This window comes from Prosthecobacter sp., assembly GCF_044227185.1.
Lineage (GTDB): Bacteria > Verrucomicrobiota > Verrucomicrobiia > Verrucomicrobiales > Verrucomicrobiaceae > Prosthecobacter.
The window spans coordinates 444,754-463,303 of sequence record NZ_JBGAFO010000006.1 but is presented as its reverse complement, the minus strand read 5'-3'; the positions used below and the strand labels follow the sequence as shown (position 1 = coordinate 463,303).

Below are 18,550 nucleotides of genomic sequence, written 5' to 3'. Positions count from 1 at the left end.
TGGCATTGGCTGGCACCTGAAAATCTATCGCGCCGGACAAAACGAGTGAGCGTAGCCATCATGCTTTTTGTGCGGGCAGGCCCTCGGTTGCCGGGCCTTCTCCCAGGTCCAGCAGCCTGAAACATGGCTGGGCGGGATTTGCCTTTTTGAGCAGGGGCAGCGAGACATTATACACGGGCACTCCGGCGCTCGTGTGGCCTGCGGCTGTCCCATGATGCGCATGACCATGAAACGCGGCGGTGACTTGGTGCCGGTTCAGCGGCCCTTCGAGCCGGGTGGATCCCATGAAGGGAAAGATTTCCGGATTCTCCCCGACCACGGTTTCACGAAGGGGTGAGTAGTGCAGAAGCACGACCCGCTGCTCCGTCTCCAGCCGCGCGAGAGCCCGCTCCAGCCGCATCGCATGATTCACAGCCTCCTGCACAAACGATTTGATCAGCGGCTCTCCCCAGGCGCTGAGCATGCTGGAGCCAAAGCCCCCGCCAAAGCCGCAGACCCCCGCAAATCCCACCCCGTTGATCTCCACGCTTTCCCCGTCGAGCATGGTCACTCCAGCCTCCGCCAGAATTTTTGTCACCTTGTCCGCATGGCCGGACTCGAAATCATGATTCCCCAGCACGGCGAGCGCGGGGATGGTGAGGTGCGCCTTGATGTCATGAGCCAGGATGCGCGCCTCCTCCACTTCGCCGTAGTCGGTCAGATCACCGCAGAGCAGAAGCACGTCTGCCGCGGCCGAGGCGTCGGCGAAGAGCGCCTGAAGAGTGCCCTGGGACGATTTGGCGTAGTGAAGGTCTGCAGTGGCGGCGATCCGCATAGAAAAGGAGGTGGTGGTTTATGATGCAATCGTTCCAGGCTCCGCTTCTGCCTTGTCAAAAAGCCGTTTAAACAGGACGCGCACCATCCGTCCGGCAGCCGATAGCCCATGAATGCAACCTCTCGCTCCATCGTCCGGCAGCGGACATGAATTCTACCGTTCCGCCATCGCGGCGATGCGTGCCGCATCGCTGAATTTTCTCGTCGGCGGGGCGTTTGCACTGCGTGTGCACACCGGCATCCGGCGCGACACAAAGGACTTCGATCTCCTCATACGTCCGCGGGATGTGGAGGTCACTCTGGATGTCCTGCGCAAGGCGGGGTTCCGCGTGGAGCTGACCTTCTCCCACTGGCTGGCCAAGGTATGGCAGGAGGATCATTTCATCGACCTCATCTTCCGCTCCGGCAACGGCCTCTGCGATGTGGATGACGAATGGTTCGAATTCGCCCGTGAAGAGGAAATCCTCGGCTCGCCGCTGCTCGTCTGCCCGGCCGAGGAGATGATCTGGCAGAAGGCCTACATCATGGAGCGCGAACGTTTCGACGGCGCGGACGTGCAGCACCTGCTGCGGAGCTGCGGCAAAGAAATGAACTGGGAGCGCCTGCTGCGCAGGTTCGGCCCGGACTGGCCGGTGCTGCTGAGTCATCTGGTGCTCTTCACCTATGTCTTTCCTGGAGAGCGGGCATCCGTGCCGCAGTGGGTCCTGGAGCGCCTGGTCTCCCAGCTCAGGTCCGTGAATGTGTTTGAGGCGGGCCGGCTCTGCCGCGGCACGCTGCTCTCGCGTCTTCAGTATCTGGACGATGTGGAGCTCGGCGGCTACACCGATGCGCGGCTCGGGCCAGGCGTGGAGATGAAACCGCAGGAAATTCTGCAATGGACCGCGGCGGCCAGAGAGCAGGAAAACGCCGGAGACAAACGTGGCGCTCACGGAACAGAGGTGCCGGAACCCTGAGCCCCGCTGGCCCGTGCATCGAAATCTTCGTGCCGCGCCCCACAGGCTGACACGCATCCAGCCTGCCTCAAACGATTCCCTGGCATTCCAGCCGGGCGGTGCGCCGGCTTTACACTTCAATGAATGCTTCCTCAGCCACAGCGGCAAAACCGCACAGGCGTCACGTCCTGGTGATCGATGCGCATCCCCGTGCGGACAGCTTCTGCAGCGGACTCGTCGCGGCCGCCGCCAATGGCGCTTCCGCCGCACTGCATGAGGTGCGCTGGCTCGCGCTGCGTGAGCTGAGTTTTGATTTCAACCACACCGGCCAGGCCCTGGAACCCTGCCTTGAGAGATCCAGACAGGAACTGCTCTGGGCGGAGCACCTCATGATTGTGTACCCGGTCTGGTGGGGAACCATGCCCGCTCTGCTGAAAGGCTGGCTGGACCGCGTGCTGCAGCCCGGCTTTGCCTTCGTGGAACGGGAGGACGGCGGATGGGAGGGACTGCTGGGCGGGAGGTCCGCGACTCTGATCGCCACCATGGACACTCCACGCTGGATCTTTGGCAGCATCCTGCACTCCTGCAGCATCCGTGCCCTGCGGGATGCCACGCTGAGATTCTGCGGCATCGGTCCGGTCCGTGTGCTGCTTTTCTCACCGGTCCGGACCTCCACTCCCGAACAGCGGCAGTCCTGGCTGCAGCGGGCACGGCAGGAGGGCCATCAGTTGGAGAGGATTTTGCGCACTGGCGCCAGGGCGCGGATCAAAGCCTGGCTTCAGGCCCTGCGTCCACAGTTTTACTTTTTCCCCTGGCTGGCCCTGACTGCGGGGGCCGTCAGCGCCTCGGATGCCAAGGGCGCTGCTTTCCGGTGGCAGCCGTATCTGCTTTGCTGGGCCGCCGCCTGGCTGCTGGAAGCCATGGCGGTGCTCACGAACGAAATCCACGACGTGCAGACTGACACTCTGAACCGCAACAGCGGCCCGTTCACGGGAGGTTCACGGGTCATCATTCAGGGGGTGCTGAGCAGCAAACAGCTTCACAAAGGGAGAAATGTAGCCGCCGGTGGTCTCGCGTGCGTCATTCTTTGCCTCACCATTCTGCCGGAGACATCCCTGGCCGCCGTCTCCACACTCATAGGCGCAGGGCTGGTGCTGGGTATTGGCTACACAGCGCCCCCGCTGAAGCTGGCGTATCGCACCTGGGGAGAGTTGGCCGTGGCACTGACCCACAGCGCCCTGGTGGTTTTGCTGGGGCATGTTTCGCAGGGCGGAGGAGACTGGCAGGGCGCAGGACTTCTGGCCCTGCCCATGTTTTTCGCGGTGCTTCCGGCCATCATTCTCGCAGGCTTTCCAGACAGGGAGGCAGACGCTGCCGCAGGCAAAAAAACACTCGCGGTGCGCTGGGGTCCTAGAACGGCGGCGGGCCTGGCGCTGGCATCCGCCTTTCTCGCGGTGGCCTGGTATGCGGTTCTTTTTAGCAGCCCGTGGTGGTTTTTTCTGGCACTGCTCGTCCACGGCGGTGTCCTCATGCTGGGCCTGGCAGGCTGCGTCCGGCAGCCGCCTGCCGGACGCATCAATGGTCTGCTCGCACTCGCCCTCTCTTACATGCTCTGGTTTGTGTGGGTACCCTGGCTGAAGCACTGAGGGAAAGGCGTGAACTCCTACCTCGTCCGCACCACCAGCACCCGGCGGTCCAGTTGCAGTTGCGGTTCCGTACCATTCGGAAACATCGCATAGCTGGAGCCGTAGCCATGGGCGCTCAGCACGGTGGCAGGAACGCCGTAGCGCAGCGTCAGCTCGTCATACACCCGCTGAGCCCGGGCCACGGAGAGAGCGGTGTTGAAATCCGGCAGTCCATCGGTGCTGGTGTGGCCTTCGATGTCAAACATCGCCGTCGGTTCCGCCGCGATCACGGTTTTGATCACGTTGGCAATCTGTTCCAAAGCAGAACGCGATTCAGCATCGAGCAGGTCCGCGGTGCCTTGAACGAACAACACCGGCAGAGTCACATACGGCAGCTCCCGCGTTTGATTTTGATCTCCCACCACGACCACACTCCGCTCAGATTGATAAACACGGGGCGGCAGACCCGGCGTCTCCACGGTCGTGGTGGTTTTCGTGGTCTTCACCACCGGCTGCGGTGGTGCCGTGACCGGCGGCACGGCTGACGCCGGCAGAGGCACCGACTTCGGAGTGATGAGCAGTTGACGTTGCGCAGCCAGGGGATCCAGCGTGCGGACAGTAACGGCAGGGACTGCCGTCGTCGGCGCCGCAACAGCCTGGGCACGCAACTGCACCTGGGCGAAACCGAGCGAGAAAAGCAAAAGCAGGGATGTTTTCATAAATTGGCGAAGATTGAAGGTGAATGTGAAAAGAATCTGGAATCCTGAAGCAGTGCGCCTCAACTCCCGCTGCCAGCGGCCCCGCCACCACCGCCGCTGGTTCCGCCCGAGGTACCACCACCGGAGCTGCCGCCCGAAGTTCCGCCGCCCGAGCTGCCACCCGAAGTCCCGCCGCCCGAGCTGCCACCCGAAGTCCCGCCGCCCGAGCTGCCACCCGAAGTCCCGCCTCCGGTGCTGCCACCCGAGGCACCACCGCTCGTGGTCCCGCCTGAAGTTCCGCCGCTGGATGTGCCTCCGCTCGTCGCTGGGACACCGCCGGCCGTTGTGGCCTGAGTTCCTCCGGCCGTGGTCGCAGGGGCTCCGCCGGCTGTCGTGGCTGGCACACCTCCAGCGGTGGTCGCAGGAGCACCGCCGGCTGTCGTGGCGGGAGTTCCACCTGCCGTTGTGGCCTGTGTTCCCCCAGCCGTCGTTGCAGGGACTCCTCCAGCGGTGGTCGCCGGAACCCCGCCAGCCGTCGCAGCGGTGGCACCGCCAGCCGTGGTCGCGGGCACTCCGCCTGCGCTGTTTGCCGTTGTGCCATTGGTTGTGGTTCCATTCGTCGTCGTCCCATTGGTGGCGGCGCCGTTGCTAGTCGTTCCATTGGTGGTTGTTCCGTTGGTGGTCATCCCGTTCGTCGTCGCCCCATTGACGGCGGTTCCGTTGACACCGACGCTGGCTGCAGTCGTTCCATTGACTGCTCCGTTCACCGTTGCGCCATTCGCGGCGGTGCCTCCAGGCAGCGTGGTGCCTGCCCCGGCCGTACTCACTGCAGGAACGCCCCCGCCGGTGTTCACGCCCGACCCCACACCCAGTGTCGTGGAGGGCGTCCCCGCGAGCTGCGCCCGGGTGCCATTGTCTCTGGGGCCGCTGCCCACGGTTCTCGCAGCGGTGCTCCCCGGCGGTCCGTTGACAAACGGTCGCGTGGCCCCGTTGGTGATGTGTGCTGCGGAGTTTCCCGGAAAGGTTTGTACTCCCGAAGCAGGAGAGACACCACCAACCGGGCGCACGCCTCCCCCGTCGCCTATAAAGACGGTGTCAGCTCCGCTGAAAACATTCGCCCCCCCGCCGGATGCGCCTGAGGCAGCTCCGGCCGCCGGGAGATTGCCGGCTCCGTTCGCGCCTGGGCTCCCTGCATTCGCGCCTCCTCCGGCAGGTGCACCGCCCGGACTTCCGGGCGAGGCAGCGCCTCCGGTCTGGATGGTGCGCGGCGCTGGCGCTGGTGATGCGCCCAATTCCGTACTGATGGGCTGCGCGGCACCGCCTGCATCTGGGACAAAACCGCTGAAGTCAGGCGGCAGTGGCACCAGTTGTCCACGCGCGGTGAGAACCTGCCCCTGTGGCACGACTGTGTTGTTGATCAGCGAGGCACGTCCCTGATGAATCCAATAAGGAGTTCCTCCAAACATCATGATGCCGTCAGGCTGAGTAGCCGCCTGGTCGTAAATTCTGAACCCTGTAGGCAGCGGCACCAGCCGCCCTTCCCAGGTCAGCACCTGCCCGTCTGGAATGAGCGCCCTGCTGATCCGGGCGGCACGGCCATTGCGCATCAGATAGGCCTGACCTCGGTCCACCACCAGCCCGTCGCCGGGCGCCGCGGCAGGAGTGTTGGCAGGTTCCACAAAAGAAGACGGAGACGCTGCCGGCCGACCCGCCACCTGCGCGGCCACCGGCCACGAAAGTGCCGCCAACGAAAAAACAGTGAGTAAGTGTGATGAAGTTTTCATGATAATGGTACATCGCGCATGCAAAACCGGGAGCTCTAGGGGACTGGGCTGCTCGCCCGGTCAGGTGGCAGTTTTAAATCAAGATGGCATGGGGCAGATCACCCCTCCGGCCACGCTGCTGAGGGATGCCTCATGCCGGCGCCTGACCTCCTGGGGGCCGAGTCCGCCTTCAGGGGGCGCTGCTTCACATCCACCCTCTGCAGACACCCCGATCTTTACCAGCCATCCATCAGGATGGTTCAAAACCTAAACTCACAAAAACAACCTCTATGAAATCCTTGTCTCTTGTTCTCGCCTGCACGTTCCTGGGCGCGGCTGCCCTCAATGCGCAGGACCAGCAGCAAACCACGACGACCACCACCCAAACCACCACCTATGGAAACGGCACGATCACCGAATACACCCCGGGCTCCAGCTTCATCGTGAAGGAATCCAGCGGTCCGGTGACCTACCGCTACGGAAAGAAGGTCGTCTATGAAACCAAAAACGGCAAAGTGATCTCCGAAACAGATCTGCCGGCCCGTGTCAAAGTCGGCACCCCCGTGCATGTGTACTACGACATGGACGGCAACGCCCGCGTGATCAGCCGCGTGGTCGTTGACGATGACTGATGGCATTCAATGAAACCGCTGCGCAGTTGCGACGAGATGTTCCAAGAAAACGTGCGGACGCAATACGTCCGCCCTCAACCGCAGCGGCGATTTTTAAAGGATCACGGGTCAAGTCTCGAATCACAGCAGAGATGAATCTCTGATCAAGGGCGTGGGTCTTCACGGACCGCACGCCCGCATTTTTCCACACCATGGCTTCCGGGCCAATACCATGAGAGAGCGCTCTGACGCGTGCATCAGCACCAGAATTACCGCCGATTCATGAAGCCGTGAAACGCCCTGCGGGCGAAACACCCATGGCCTCAAAAAACAAAACCAAACAAACAAACGGCCTTCATCTATGAAACGTTCCCTCCACCCCTCCTGCTTGTTTCTCATTGCTGCGCCAATGCTGGCACTACCCCTGCTGAGTTCGGCCCAGACACTCGCCCCCACCACCGTTACGCAGACCACTTCGGTGACGCTGCCGCAGGATCTGCATGCCTCTGGAACCATCTCCTCGTTCAATGCCAAAGGCATGATGATGCTCGACCCCATCACCGGCAGCATGACCGAGTACATGACCAATGCGGACACCATGTTTGTGGACACCCACGGCCGGGCGATCCCGCCCGACCGCATCACCCAGGACACTCCTGTGACGGTCCACTACACTCCTGTGGGCAACATGATCGTCGCCACCAAAGTCGTGGCAAACACCGCCCTCACTTCGGACGGCACCCTTGTTGAAGTGAGCCCCGGCGTGCTGGTCATCCAGATGCCAGGGGCCTCCACCACCCCCGCGCGATATGTAAACAACACCACCACCAATTACGTGGATCAGAACGGCAAACCGGTGCCGCCGGCGTCCGTCAAAGCCGGCGCGCCTGTACGCGTCTTCTACACCAAAGTGGGAGACACGCTCATCGCCAGCAAGGTGGAGGTTCTCGGCGCGGGCCCCACGGGCCTGCCCAAGCCACCCGTTAAAACTGAAACCACGCGCACGACCGTCACCCGTGAGGTCAGGCGCTGACCGCACGCCTGCGGGTCCTTCTCTCTGGCCACGAGTCCCGCGGCTCAAAATCATCCGCTGGCTCCGCTTTCCCTGGAGCCGGCGGTTCTTTGCACATCCCGAGCCGGTGCGCCAGACATTGCGCGTCATAGGGCGCGCGCACCTTCACGTCGTTGTCGAAATACACAAAGACATCGCGCCCCTTTGCCGCCGGCATGGCGCGGGGTGCCGTCAGTTTAGAGCCGGAGGGCGAGCGCCCCGCGGCCCACACGCGAAGCTTCCGCGCCCACTCCTTCAGCGCGGCAGGAGTGTATCCGCTCACGTAAAGCTTCTCGTCACCATGCAGACGGACGTAGATAAAGTCTGAGGTGACATCTTCCATGAAAGGCCATTTCCCAGCGGTATCTGCCACCACCAGGGCAATGCCATGCGCCCGCAGCAGCTCCACAAACTCCCGGCATTGAAAGGAAGGGTGCCGCACTTCCAGCGCATGTCGCAAAGGCCGGTCCACAGCCGCCTTCATGGATGCCTTGCCGGACACCTTCGCATCGTGCTGGCGGGCCAGCCGCGCGGCTGCACGCGTGTCCCGCGGCAGCAGATCGAAAAACGTTTCCAGGCGGTCCCGTTCAAAGGGCAGGCTTGGCGGAAGTTGCCACAGGAAGGGACCCAGCTTTTCCTTCAGGCACAGAACGCCGGAAGCGAAAAAGTTGGCCAGCGGCACCTTTACATCCTGCAGCCGCCGGAGATGGGTGATGAAGCGTCCCCCCTTCACGGAAAACATGAAGTTCTCCGGTGTGGATTCATACCACAGACGAAAACTCTGCGGCCGCTGGAGCGCATAAAAAGAGCCATTGATCTCGATCGAATTCACCTGGCTCGCCGCATACTCCAGCTCCCGCCGCTGCGGCAGTTCACGGGGGTAGAAGGTGCCGCGCCACGGGGGATACCGCCAGCCGGAAATACCGATGCGAAACTGGCCGGAGGCGGGCATGGCGTGCGGAGATGGATTACAGCGGCATCTGGCCGCCCGTGGCTCCATAGACCTCGCCAGTGACATAGCTCGCCTGGGCGCTGGCCAGAAACACAAAGATCGGCGCCAGTTCCGCAGGCTGGGCCGCGCGGCCAAAAGCCGTGTGTGCGCCAAACGTCCTCACCTTTTCCTTCTCCATGGTGGATGGGATCAAGGGCGTCCACACGGGGCCTGGGGCCACCGCATTGACCCGTACGCCTTGCTCGATGGCAATATGGGCCAGCGAGCGCGTGAAACTCGCGATCGCCGCCTTGCTGGATGCATACGCCAGAAGATTGGGACTGGGATCAAACGATTGAATGGAGGCCGTGTTGATGATGGAGGACCCCGCCTGCATCTGCGGCAGCAGGGCACGGCACATCCTGAACATCGCAAGAACGTTGATCTCGTAGGTCTTCACAAAATCTTCATCCGCCGTCTCGTCCAGCGACGAAAAGGTGCGCTGGAATGCCGCATTGTTGACCAGAATGTCAATCCCTCCGAGCTTGCTGACGGCCGCATGGGCCACCTCCTCGCAGGTCTGCTTTGCCTCCAGATTTCCAGGCAGCAGCACGGCCTTTCTGCCCGCCTCCGCCACCAGTTTTTCGGTGACGCGCGCGTCGTCATGTTCGGAAAGATAAGAAATGCCCACGTCCGCGCCTTCACGTGCAAACGCCAGCGCCACCGCCCGTCCGATGCCGCTGTCAGCTCCCGTGATCAGTGCGCGGCGCCCCTGCAGGAGCTGGTTTCCCGCATAGCTGGCCTCACCATGATCAGCGGCAGGATGCATGTCTGCCTCGCAGCCCGGGGGTGCCTGCGGTTCATTGCCATAAGGCGGTCGGGGATACAGGTGCCGGGGATCAGCCAAGGGTTTCATGTCATTCATTCAGGCGTTTGAGGATTAAGATCGAAGACCCCGCTCTCTCCGGTTGTGTGGTGGGTTTCAGGCCTCGTGCTGGAGCCGCCATCAGGATGGCTGTCATCAGGCGTTAAAAAAGTCCGTCCACATCCGGAGCCCGCCATGGAAGCGATAAACAGGTGTCAGTGCTTCAATCTCGATTTCAATGAACAGAGAGGAATCAATGACCAAGGGCGTGGGTTGTCACAGACCGCACGCCCGCTTTTTTGCACCACCTCGGCCAGTTGCGGCACGCCTTTGAATCAGCCCCAGCCACTGCAAGGATATGAGATCCAAGAAAAACCTCGCTCAACGCATCCGCAAACCAGGTTCTCCAAAGGACGAGCCGCCGCCGCGCCGCTTTCTCAAGCTCCTGGGCCCGGGCCTGGTCACGGGTGCCTCTGACGATGACCCCAGCGGCATCGCCACCTATTCGCAGGCCGGTGCGCAGCACGGTTACGGCATGCTGTGGACGATGCTCTTTGTCTATCCGCTGATGGTGAGCATCCAGGAGATCAGCGCGCGCATTGGCCGCGTCACCGGAAACGGCATCGCAGGCAACATGCGCCGCTACTATTCCCGCTGGCTGCTCTATCCGGTGGTCTTCATGCTGCTGATCGCCAACACGATCAATCTCGCCGCCGATCTCAGCGCCATGGGCGCAGCCGTGAAGCTGCTCATCGGCGGACCGGTGCATCTGTACCTCGTGCTCCTTGCCGGAATCTCGGTGGTGATGCAGATCCGCATCCCCTACTCGCGGTATGCAAAGATCCTGCGCTGGCTCTGCCTCGCCCTCTTCACCTATGTCGCCACCGTCTTCACCGTGCGCATTGACTGGAGCGCGGCATTGAAAGGCACCTTTCTCCCAAATCTGAAGTTCGACGGCAGGACTCTCACCATGTTCATCGCGGTTTTGGGCACCACCATCAGCCCTTATCTCTTCTTCTGGCAGGCGGCCGGTGAAGTGGAGGAGGTCAATAAGCATGAGGCGGCCAAGCCCCTCAAACATGCGCCGGAGCAGGCGCCCAAAGAGACGCAGCGCATCGCCTGGGACACCTATGTGGGCATGGCCTTTTCGAACCTCGTGGCGTTCTTCATCATGCTCACCGTGGCCGCCACCTTGCATCAGAAAGGAACGACGGAGATCGAAACCGCTGCACAGGCGGCCGAAGCCCTGCGCCCTGTGGCAGGTCCTTTCGCCTTCTTCTTGTTTGCCGTGGGCATCGTGGGCACCGGCATGCTGGCCCTTCCCGTTCTCGCGGGCTCCGCCGCCTACGCCGTGGGGGAGGCCCTGCGCTGGCCCACCGGCCTTGAGCGCAAGGCGCGCGAAGCGAAGGGTTTCTACGCCGTCATCACCGTGGCGACGGTTATTGGCATCATTCTGAATTTCACCCCCATGGATCCGATCAAGGCGCTGATCTGGACAGCCGTCATCAATGGCGTGACCGCCGCGCCTTTGATGGTGCTGATGATGCTCATGACCACCAACCGCAGGGTCATGGGCCAGTTTACTCTGTCCCCGTACCTGCGCATCACCGGCTGGCTTGCCACGCTGCTGATGATCGCGGCCACCGTCGGGCTGTTCGCGACGTGGGGGCGCTGATTTCCGTAGCTTACTTGGCCGTGGCGCCCTCGGCTCCATTGGCCCGCTGCGCGGCAGGGCCGTGGTGCTTGCTGAGATTTGCGGCTGAATTGACCAGCGCCACGTGCGAAAAGGCCTGGGGGAAGTTTCCAGTCAGGCGGCGCGCTCTGGGATCATACTCCTCGGAGAGCAGCCCCAGATCATTGCGCAATGAAATCAGGTGCTCAAACAGCTCGCGGGCTTCATCGTAGCGCCCAGTCAGGTTCATGCAGTCAGCCAGCCAGAAGGAGCAGGGCAGAAAGGCGCCCTCCCCTTGGGGCAGCCCATCGACATCCGTGTCGGTATGGTACCGCAGCACAAAACCGTTCCACATCAGATTTTTTTCAACGGCGGCGATGGTGGAGCGCACCCGGGGATCGCTGGGAGGAAGAAAGCCCACCAGCGGAATCATCAGGAGGCTGGCGTCGAGCTTGTCGCTGTCCAATGACTGCACAAAGGCGCCGCGCTTTTGATTGTATCCGCGTGCGCAAACCTCGGCATGAATGCGGTCTCTCACAGCGCGCCATTCAGGCGCGTGCCCTTCAAGCCCGAATTTTTCGCAGGCCTTCACCGCGCGGTCCATGGCCACCCAGGCCAGCATCTTGGAATGCGTGAAATGCCGGGCCGGACCGCGCACCTCCCAGATGCCCATGTCCGGCTCCTGCCAGTGCTCGGCCACGAATTTGACCAGACAGCGCTCGAGCTGCCAGGCGGCACAATCCACTTCCAGCCCGAGCTTCCGCGTCTGGTGCATCACATCGATCACCTCGCCATACACATCGAGCTGAAACTGCAAAGACGCTGCATTGCCCACGCGCACCGGCTTGGATGCCTCATACCCCGCGAGATACGGCAGCTCATATTCCAGGCACGGCCTCTCCCCGCCCACGCCATACAGCGTCTGCATTTGGGATGGGCTGCCCGCCACCGCCCGCAGCAGCCAGTTTCGCCAGGCCTCGGCATCCTGTTTGTAACCCGCCCCCAGCAGCGCATAGAGGGTGAACGTCGCATCCCGCAGCCAGCAAAACCGGTAGTCCCAGTTTCGCTCGCCCCCGATCTGCTCCGGCAGTGACGTGGTGGCCGCGGCCACGATTCCCCCCGTCGGCGCGTAGGTCAGCCCCTTCAGCACCAGAAGCGAGCGCACCACGGCCTCCCTCCACTCTCCGGGCGGGCGGGTTTCTGCCGACCACTTCGTCCAGTACTCATCGGTGCGTCGCAGGCTTTCCTCGGAGTTTTCGGCGTCTGGTGGCGGCTTGTGGGAGGGGTACCACGTCAGCACAAAAGCCTTGGACTCCCCTGCCTCGATGGAAAAATCGCCCACGGTGGAAAGGTCCTGCCCGCGCAGTTCCACATCACTGCGCAGAATGATCGCATCCGGCCCGGCCATGGCGGTGATGCCTCCATCCACGCGTCGCACCCAGGGAACGAGGCGGCCGTAGTCAAAACGCAGCACCACACGTGTCGTCATTTCCACCTTGCCGCTCAGTCCCTCCACTTTGCGCACAATGTCGGGAAACTCATCCCGCAGCGGCATGCAGTCCGTCAGTCTCACCCGGCCCTGCGCCGTCTCAAACTCCGTTTCAAGGATCAGTGTGTCACCTCGATAGCGGCGGCTCGTCCGCATCACCTTCCCTTTCGGGCAGATTTGCCAGCACCCGTTTTCCTCCGTGCCCAGCAGGCGTGCAAAGCAGGCCCCGGAGTCAAATCGCGGCATGCAGAGCCAGTCAATCGACCCGTCGCGGCTGACCAGCGCGGCAGTTTCCGTGTCACTGAGAAATCCATAATCCTCGATCTGCATTCCTATCCCATTTCGCGGCATGCCCCGCATGCGGCGGTACGTTTCGCTCGTCTCCCACAGATGCCGGGGTCATGGCTTTTTTACCAAAGCAGACAGCCGCAGTTTCCGCAGCGGGCGATTAAGAAATATGAGCCAGCATCCTGATCCCGCCAAAATCCGCCAGGTTGATCATGCGATCGAGCCGCTGATCTATCGTCGCTGGTCGCCACGCGCCATGACAGGAGAGCCCATCTCTGAAGAAGAAATGCTGACCTTGTTTGAGGCGGCCCGCTGGGCGCCCTCGACCTACAATGAGCAGGAGTGGCGTTTCTTGTACGCCCGGCGTGACACGCCTCACTGGCCCGCTCTCTTTGGCCTGCTGGTGAAGGACAACCAGGTCTGGTGCCAGAACGCGGCGATGCTGGTGGTCATCCTGGCCCGCAAGGTCTTCGCCAAGACCGGCAAGCCCAATCCGGTGCATCTTTTTGACTGCGGCAACGCCTTTGAAAACCTGGCGCTGCAAGGCACGGCGATGGGCCTCGTGGTCCATGGCATGTCAGGCTTCGATTTCGAGCGTGCGCACCGCGAACTGAAAGTGCCCGAAGATCATGACGTCGTGGCCATGTTTGCCGTTGGGCGTCCGGGAGACCCGGAACAACTCCCCGAAAAACTTCGGCAGATGGAATCCCCCTCCGGGCGGAGACCCGTCAAGGAAAGCATTCAAGAGGGCCCCTATGTGACCCTTTGAAACAATCCACAACCTGCTGAATCCATATGAAAATCTCCATCATGATCTTACTCCCTCCTGCGGGGCAGCAGGCTAAGGAGACCAGCACGTCACTCGCCGCCGCATCCCGCTGGAAATACACCAGGGGAAATGAGCCCCCCACCAAACGCCGCAAATCTGCGGACCCCAGGAGCCGTCTTTCGCCGCCGCCTGACAGCCGGTGGCAATGAAGCCGTAACACGACGGGGCCCCGAAGTTCTTTTGCCGGACTCCGCGTGCGCGAAACGAAGCCAGTGAACGACCATGTGGCCCCTTTTCACAGATTTGTTTGGCCTGGACCGCACGGCGGAGACCTTGGAGTTTCATCAAATGATTGCGCGCGCCGTGGTCGTTTTCATCTCCGGCATCGTCCTGGTGAGAATCGCCGACAAACGCTCCTTCGCCAAAAAGTCAGCCTTTGACGTGCTGCTCATTTTGATCCTGGGATCCATCATGGGAAGAAGCATCACCGGCACCGAGCGCTTGTTTCCCACCGTCGGGGCCTGCTTCTTTTTGATCCTGCTGCACCGCCTCATGGGCAGCCTCGCCTGCCGCTGGCCGCGGCTTGAGACCTGGGTCAAAGGCCACACCGACGTGCTCGCCGAAGACGGCCGGCTGCACGAGCAGACCCTGCGCAGGCACCACATCAGCGGCGACGACTTTGCGGAGCAGCTGCGGTTGAAGGCCATGACATCAGAACTGCCGGACATCCGGCTCGCCTGCCTGGAGCGCAGCGGTGAAATCAGCTTTATCAAAAGGCGTGAATGAAGTCCAGCGCACGCCATCGGAAGGACGACGCCCCTGTGGGAAAATCTCACGGTCTTCTGCCGTTCGCTGTCACAGCGGCCGGCAGTGTGCTGGCGGGAGTCTTCATCGCGCGGAACTTTTTTGAGACGGACAAAAAGATCCAGCACCGGGTGCATACTTCGTATGCCGTGGGCGAGCCGCCCTTCTGCCGGACGATGAGCCATCTTCTCGGGCCGCCGCTGGTCGATGGAAACACCGTGGAGGTTTTGGAAAATGGCCGGCAGATCTTTCCGGCCATGCTCGCGGCCATCGCCTCTGCGCAGCGCTCCATCACCTTTGAAAATTTTGTCCTCTCCGAGGGCGGCGTCTGCCGTCAGTTCGCCCGCGCCCTGGCGGAGCGCGCCCGCGCCGGAGTCAGGGTGCACTTCCTGCAGGATGCCATGGGCAGCAACTGCCTGTACGGGCCGGACATGCAGTTGCTGAAGCGTGCAGGGGTGGAGGTGGAGATCTACCGCTACATGAAACTCACCCGCTTCAACCAGCGCACCCACCGGAAGATCCTGGTCATCGATGGCCGCATAGGTTTCACCGGGGGCGTCGGCATTTCGGATGACTGGGACGGAGATGCGGATCTGCCGGAACGCTGGCGGGACACCCACTACCGCCTGGAGGGCCCCGTCGTAGCCCAGCTTCAGCAGGCCTTCATGGACAACTGGATGGAGACCCGGACCGTCGTCCTCCATGGGGACGATTACTTCCCCCCGCTGCAGCCAGCGGGTGATGTGACCTGCCAGGTTTTCAAAAGCTCCGCCAGTGACGGCGGTGAAAATGCGCGGCTGATGGTTCTCCTTTCCATCGCCGCCTCCCGTCAGTCGGTCCGCATCGGAAACGCCTATTTCATTCCAGACAACCTCACCATCCGGACTCTGGTGGAGGCCTGCCAGCGTGGTGTGGATGTCGAGATCATTGTCCCGGGGCCGTTGATCGATGAGAGGATGGCGCGTTTGGTGGGGCGTTCGCTCTGGGGGCCGCTGCTGAAGGCGGGAGCGCGCATCTATGAGTACCTTCCCGCCCTCTACCACTGCAAATACATGGTGGTGGACGGCTGCTGGGCGTCGGTCGGCTCGGCCAATCTCGACAACCGCTCTCTGCGCCTCAATGCGGAGGCCAATTTGAACGTCCACGACGCCAGGTTTGCCGCTCTGCATGAGCAGCTCTTTGCAAAGGACCGCGCAGTCTCGCGCGAGATCACTCTGGCGGAGTGGCGGCGGCGGCCCATGCGCGAAAGGGTCTGGGGGGCGCTGGGCTCCGTGCTGCGCTCGCAGATGTGATCTCATGTGATCTCCAGATCTGCGATCACCGGCAGATGGTCCGAAGCCTGCCGGGAAAGCGGCGTGCTGGCGGCGTGCACGGCCAGCACCTTGACGTCGGCGCTCACGAAGATGTAGTCGAGCCGGAGAAGCGGAAAGCGTGAAGGAAAGGTGGCCCCGCCTGAGGGTTTCACGTTTTTCGCTGCGTCCCGCAGCACGCTGCGAAAGGAACGGTGCACCGCTGAGCAGGGCAGCGCATTCAGATCCCCGCAAAAGATCACCCGCTGGGCGCATTCCGGGTTCCCCAGCCAGTTTGATCCCAGGAGCGCCTGTACCTGGGCTTCGCGCTCCCGCCGGCTCAGCCCCAGATGGGTGTTGATTACCTGCACCTCATGATCGCCGCATTTCGCCGTGACCCACAGGGCGCCGCGGGGCTCAAAGGCCAGCCATGCCTTCGCCGTCGGCAGCTCTCCCGCATGGCGCAGGCGCAGCGGCCATTTGCTCAAAATCGCGTCTCCATACATTTCCTCCTGCACCCGCAGAGCCGGGTGAAAGTGGAATCGCATTTTCAGATGTCCTGCAATGAGTGCCGCCTGGTCCATCCGCCCGCTGCGCGGCCTCGCCAGATCCAGCTCCTGAATCGCGACAATGTCCGGATCATGCATGGCGATCACCTCCGCGATTCGCCCATGATCAAGCTGACCGTCCGTCCCCACGCAGCTATGCGCATTGTAGGTCATCACTCGCAGCCGTTGGTTCATGCTCAAAAATCGGTCTGCAGCCCCTGGATGGATGCCGTCAAGGGAGTGGCGTCAAAAAACAAGGGCGTGCAGTCCTGGCAGACGCACGCCCTTCATTCAGATTCTCTTTTGGATCACGCCGCTTCCAGCGTGTGGATGGCGCTGCGAGTGCGGAAGGTCTGCCGCAGCTTTTTCAGCCCCAGCTCCATCCGTGTCTTCACCGTGCCTAGCGGCGTGTGGGTGGCCTCCGCCACCTCCCGCTGGCTCATCCCCTGCAGAAACGCCAGCTCGATCACCTGCTTCTGCGCCTCGGGCAGCAGCGTCAGGTGCTCGCCCAGCACACGTCCGATGTCCGCCTGCTCGCAGTCCGCTGCGGAGTCCTGCGTCATCGTCTGCGTCTGGTGCAGGGCATCCTCCATGCGGTCCTTGGCACGGCAGTAGGCCATTGAGCGGCGCAGGTGGTCGATGGCGCGGCGCTTGCCCAGCGTCATCAGCCAGGCCAGCGGCCGCCCCTTGGAGGGGGAATAGTGGTCCGCCTGCCGCCACAGCTCAAAGAAGCACTCCTGCAGCACGTCTTCGGCGGCGGCATCATCATTGACGGTGCGCATGATGGCGCTTTTGAGCAGCCGGCGGTAGCGCTGCATGAGAGTTTCCAGCGCGGCGGCATCCCGCTGCTGGATGGCGGCCATGAGGTCTTCATCCGCGGGGAGCTGGGTGTCGGTCTCGTGGTGGTGGGGGTGAGACGGCGACTCGGCAAAGGAGGTGGTGGTGAACGTTTTCATGAGGAACCAGATACAGAACCTCCCCCTCTCCCACAACCCGACCCCACCCCGTACCTCTGCTCAGGGTATGCCTGATCCCCTTAAAAAACCCTCAGGGTGCCCAAAACGCCGCTCCAAAGGCCGGGAAATCCACTGATCGCCCGCTAAGGAAAAGGGCAGCCCGCGAATGTGATACAACCAGCCGCACGTCTGTGTCGATCCCATGGGCAGGAACAAAACAGTTCTTGTCCTTCCCCATGGCCGCCAAATCAAAAACACGTCCGGCCAAAGCCGGCTCCCCTCCTCTGAAAACACTGGCTCAAGAAAATGCCGGTGCCCTGCATCCGGATGACAGTGTGCAGACCGCCGGCACCCGCATGCGTGAGCACGACACCAGCAAGTGGCCCGTGGCACGTGACCGCAAGCTGGTCGGAATGATCGACCAAAAAGATCCCGACTGGAAACTGGGCGGCCGGGGCCACGACCCTAAAACAGGAAAAGTGGGCCAGATCATGAGCAAGGATGTCATTTTCTGCTATGAAGATGAAGACTGCGCAAGCGCCCAACGCGTGATGGACGAGCGCGGCCTGAGCTACCTCCCCGTGGTGGACCGCGAGATGCATGTCGTTGGCATCTTCAGTCGCGAGGAGATCCAGGCCAAGACTCAGGCCCCGGTCGAAAACAGCGCAGCACCAACCGCTTCCTGATCATGAGCGCCAGCACCCTGCTTCCCACCCGTCTCCGCGCCACCGCTCCCGGCCTCGGCCAGGCCAGCCAGCTTGAGGTGGAGGAGCGCGCCGCAGAGCTGGCCCTGAGCGATGGCCGCGAAAAAGTCTCCGATGCCGACCTCGCCCAGGCTGCGGCGGAACTCGCCGGGGGCGGCACCACCGTGGAAGCACCTGAAGAAGATGCAGCCTTCACCCCTCTGACCCTGCGCGATCACCCCTCGGTGCAAACCGGCCACCTCGTCATCACCGCCTCTTCGGAGGACGAGGAGCACGTCATCGCCGAACAATTGATCGGCAACGGCCTCGAAGAAGCAGATCACGACCTCCGCGTGGCTGCTGAGAAAGAATTGAAGAGAAAACAGTGAGAGGCTCCGCGCAAAGCCATCCCGCGGAGAGAAACCAGCACGGCACCGTCCGGCAGTACCGGACAATGCCGCCCTGAACCATCAGCGTGTGGTGCGCGTCGTGGTGGTTTTCGTGGTTTGCGCAAACTCCGGGTTGGTGATGGGCTGCGGCGTAACCGTCTCTTCAGTGACGGTCGTGGTCGTCACCGGCTGGGTGACAACATCAGGCGTGTCGCAGGAAGAGAAGAGGATCGAGGCGAGTGCGGAGGCACCCAGGATGAGATAAGTTTTCATAGCATGAAGTTTTCGCGTGCCTGCCGAAGCCTGCGTGTATCAAAGCCCATGGCAACTGGACGCGGACCGGATTCTCCTCTCCCGCTGAGGGGTCAATCCGG

The 18,550-nt window shown here is 62.3% G+C and carries 19 protein-coding genes; 10 read left to right on the top strand and 9 right to left on the bottom strand.

Going from position 1 to position 18,550, the window contains the following annotated elements:
* Positions 1-58: 58 nt before the first annotated feature.
* A complete protein-coding gene (locus tag ACILSQ_RS16810; RefSeq protein WP_395744813.1) occupies positions 59-814 on the bottom strand; it encodes a metallophosphoesterase in 756 nt (251 codons plus the stop codon).
* A 112-nt stretch (positions 815-926) separates the two neighbouring features.
* On the opposite strand from ACILSQ_RS16810, the gene ACILSQ_RS16805 reads away from it, so the two are divergent.
* Together ACILSQ_RS16805 and ACILSQ_RS16800 are read left to right on the top strand one after the other, a co-directional pair.
* Positions 927-1,766, top strand: a complete 840-nt coding sequence (locus ACILSQ_RS16805) for a nucleotidyltransferase family protein (RefSeq protein WP_395744812.1) — start codon at positions 927-929, stop codon at positions 1,764-1,766.
* A gap of 119 nt (positions 1,767-1,885) precedes the next feature.
* On the top strand, positions 1,886-3,391 hold the full coding sequence (locus tag ACILSQ_RS16800; protein ID WP_395744811.1) for an NAD(P)H-dependent oxidoreductase: 1,506 nt from the start codon (positions 1,886-1,888) through the stop codon (positions 3,389-3,391).
* Positions 3,392-3,408: 17 nt separating this feature from the next.
* On the opposite strand, the gene ACILSQ_RS16795 is transcribed toward ACILSQ_RS16800, so the two are convergent.
* Both ACILSQ_RS16795 and ACILSQ_RS16790 read right to left on the bottom strand, forming a co-directional pair.
* Complete coding sequence (locus tag ACILSQ_RS16795) at positions 3,409-4,089, bottom strand: OmpA family protein (RefSeq protein WP_395744810.1); 681 nt, start codon at positions 4,087-4,089, stop codon at positions 3,409-3,411.
* Positions 4,090-4,148: 59 nt separating this feature from the next.
* Positions 4,149-5,747, bottom strand: a complete 1,599-nt coding sequence (locus ACILSQ_RS16790; protein ID WP_395744809.1) for a hypothetical protein — start codon at positions 5,745-5,747, stop codon at positions 4,149-4,151.
* Between the two features lie 374 nt (positions 5,748-6,121).
* On the opposite strand from ACILSQ_RS16790, the gene ACILSQ_RS16785 reads away from it, so the two are divergent.
* Together ACILSQ_RS16785 and ACILSQ_RS16780 are read left to right on the top strand one after the other, a co-directional pair.
* Positions 6,122-6,463 carry a hypothetical protein gene (locus tag ACILSQ_RS16785; RefSeq protein ID WP_395744808.1) on the top strand — a complete coding sequence of 114 codons (342 nt, stop codon included), beginning with the start codon at positions 6,122-6,124 and terminating at the stop codon, positions 6,461-6,463.
* Between the two features lie 340 nt (positions 6,464-6,803).
* A complete protein-coding gene (locus ACILSQ_RS16780) occupies positions 6,804-7,475 on the top strand; it encodes a hypothetical protein (RefSeq protein ID WP_395744807.1) in 672 nt (223 codons plus the stop codon).
* Here the strand turns inward: ACILSQ_RS16780 and ACILSQ_RS16775 are convergent.
* Positions 7,465-8,445: a DUF72 domain-containing protein gene (locus ACILSQ_RS16775; RefSeq protein ID WP_395744806.1), complete on the bottom strand. Its 981-nt coding sequence runs from the start codon at positions 8,443-8,445 to the stop codon at positions 7,465-7,467. The genes ACILSQ_RS16780 and ACILSQ_RS16775 overlap by 11 nt on opposite strands.
* 16 nt (positions 8,446-8,461) lie before the next feature.
* On the bottom strand, positions 8,462-9,340 hold the full coding sequence (locus tag ACILSQ_RS16770) for an SDR family oxidoreductase (protein WP_395744805.1): 879 nt from the start codon (positions 9,338-9,340) through the stop codon (positions 8,462-8,464).
* Between the two features lie 307 nt (positions 9,341-9,647).
* On the opposite strand from ACILSQ_RS16770, the gene ACILSQ_RS16765 reads away from it, so the two are divergent.
* Positions 9,648-10,964: an Nramp family divalent metal transporter gene (locus ACILSQ_RS16765; RefSeq protein WP_395744804.1), complete on the top strand. Its 1,317-nt coding sequence runs from the start codon at positions 9,648-9,650 to the stop codon at positions 10,962-10,964.
* A 10-nt stretch (positions 10,965-10,974) separates the two neighbouring features.
* Here the strand turns inward: ACILSQ_RS16765 and ACILSQ_RS16760 are convergent, their stop codons facing one another.
* Positions 10,975-12,786, bottom strand: a complete 1,812-nt coding sequence (locus tag ACILSQ_RS16760) for a glycoside hydrolase family 15 protein (protein WP_395744848.1) — start codon at positions 12,784-12,786, stop codon at positions 10,975-10,977.
* A 121-nt stretch (positions 12,787-12,907) separates the two neighbouring features.
* On the opposite strand from ACILSQ_RS16760, the gene ACILSQ_RS16755 reads away from it, so the two are divergent.
* The 3 genes from ACILSQ_RS16755 to ACILSQ_RS16745 all read left to right on the top strand — a co-directional run bounded on the left by ACILSQ_RS16755 (position 12,908) and on the right by ACILSQ_RS16745 (position 15,603).
* On the top strand, positions 12,908-13,507 hold the full coding sequence (locus ACILSQ_RS16755; protein ID WP_395744803.1) for a nitroreductase family protein: 600 nt from the start codon (positions 12,908-12,910) through the stop codon (positions 13,505-13,507).
* 282 nt (positions 13,508-13,789) lie between these two features.
* Positions 13,790-14,293 carry a DUF421 domain-containing protein gene (locus ACILSQ_RS16750; protein WP_395744802.1) on the top strand — a complete coding sequence of 168 codons (504 nt, stop codon included), beginning with the start codon at positions 13,790-13,792 and terminating at the stop codon, positions 14,291-14,293.
* On the top strand, positions 14,290-15,603 hold the full coding sequence (locus ACILSQ_RS16745) for a phosphatidylserine/phosphatidylglycerophosphate/cardiolipin synthase family protein (protein WP_395744801.1): 1,314 nt from the start codon (positions 14,290-14,292) through the stop codon (positions 15,601-15,603). Before ACILSQ_RS16750 ends, ACILSQ_RS16745 begins: the two co-directional genes overlap by 4 nt.
* 2 nt (positions 15,604-15,605) lie before the next feature.
* On the opposite strand, the gene ACILSQ_RS16740 is transcribed toward ACILSQ_RS16745, so the two are convergent.
* Positions 15,606-16,343, bottom strand: a complete 738-nt coding sequence (locus ACILSQ_RS16740) for an endonuclease/exonuclease/phosphatase family protein (RefSeq protein WP_395744800.1) — start codon at positions 16,341-16,343, stop codon at positions 15,606-15,608.
* A 113-nt stretch (positions 16,344-16,456) separates the two neighbouring features.
* Positions 16,457-17,104, bottom strand: a complete 648-nt coding sequence (locus ACILSQ_RS16735; RefSeq protein WP_395744799.1) for a sigma-70 family RNA polymerase sigma factor — start codon at positions 17,102-17,104, stop codon at positions 16,457-16,459.
* 236 nt (positions 17,105-17,340) lie between these two features.
* On the opposite strand from ACILSQ_RS16735, the gene ACILSQ_RS16730 reads away from it, so the two are divergent.
* Positions 17,341-17,790, top strand: a complete 450-nt coding sequence (locus ACILSQ_RS16730; protein WP_395744798.1) for a CBS domain-containing protein — start codon at positions 17,341-17,343, stop codon at positions 17,788-17,790.
* Positions 17,791-17,792: 2 nt separating this feature from the next.
* Entirely contained in the window at positions 17,793-18,176 is a 384-nt protein-coding gene (locus ACILSQ_RS16725) for a hypothetical protein (RefSeq protein WP_395744797.1), read from the top strand.
* 81 nt (positions 18,177-18,257) lie between these two features.
* Here ACILSQ_RS16725 and ACILSQ_RS16720 read toward each other — a convergent pair whose 3' ends face one another.
* A complete protein-coding gene (locus tag ACILSQ_RS16720) occupies positions 18,258-18,449 on the bottom strand; it encodes a hypothetical protein (RefSeq protein WP_395744796.1) in 192 nt (63 codons plus the stop codon).
* Between the last annotated feature and the right edge of the window lie 101 nt (positions 18,450-18,550).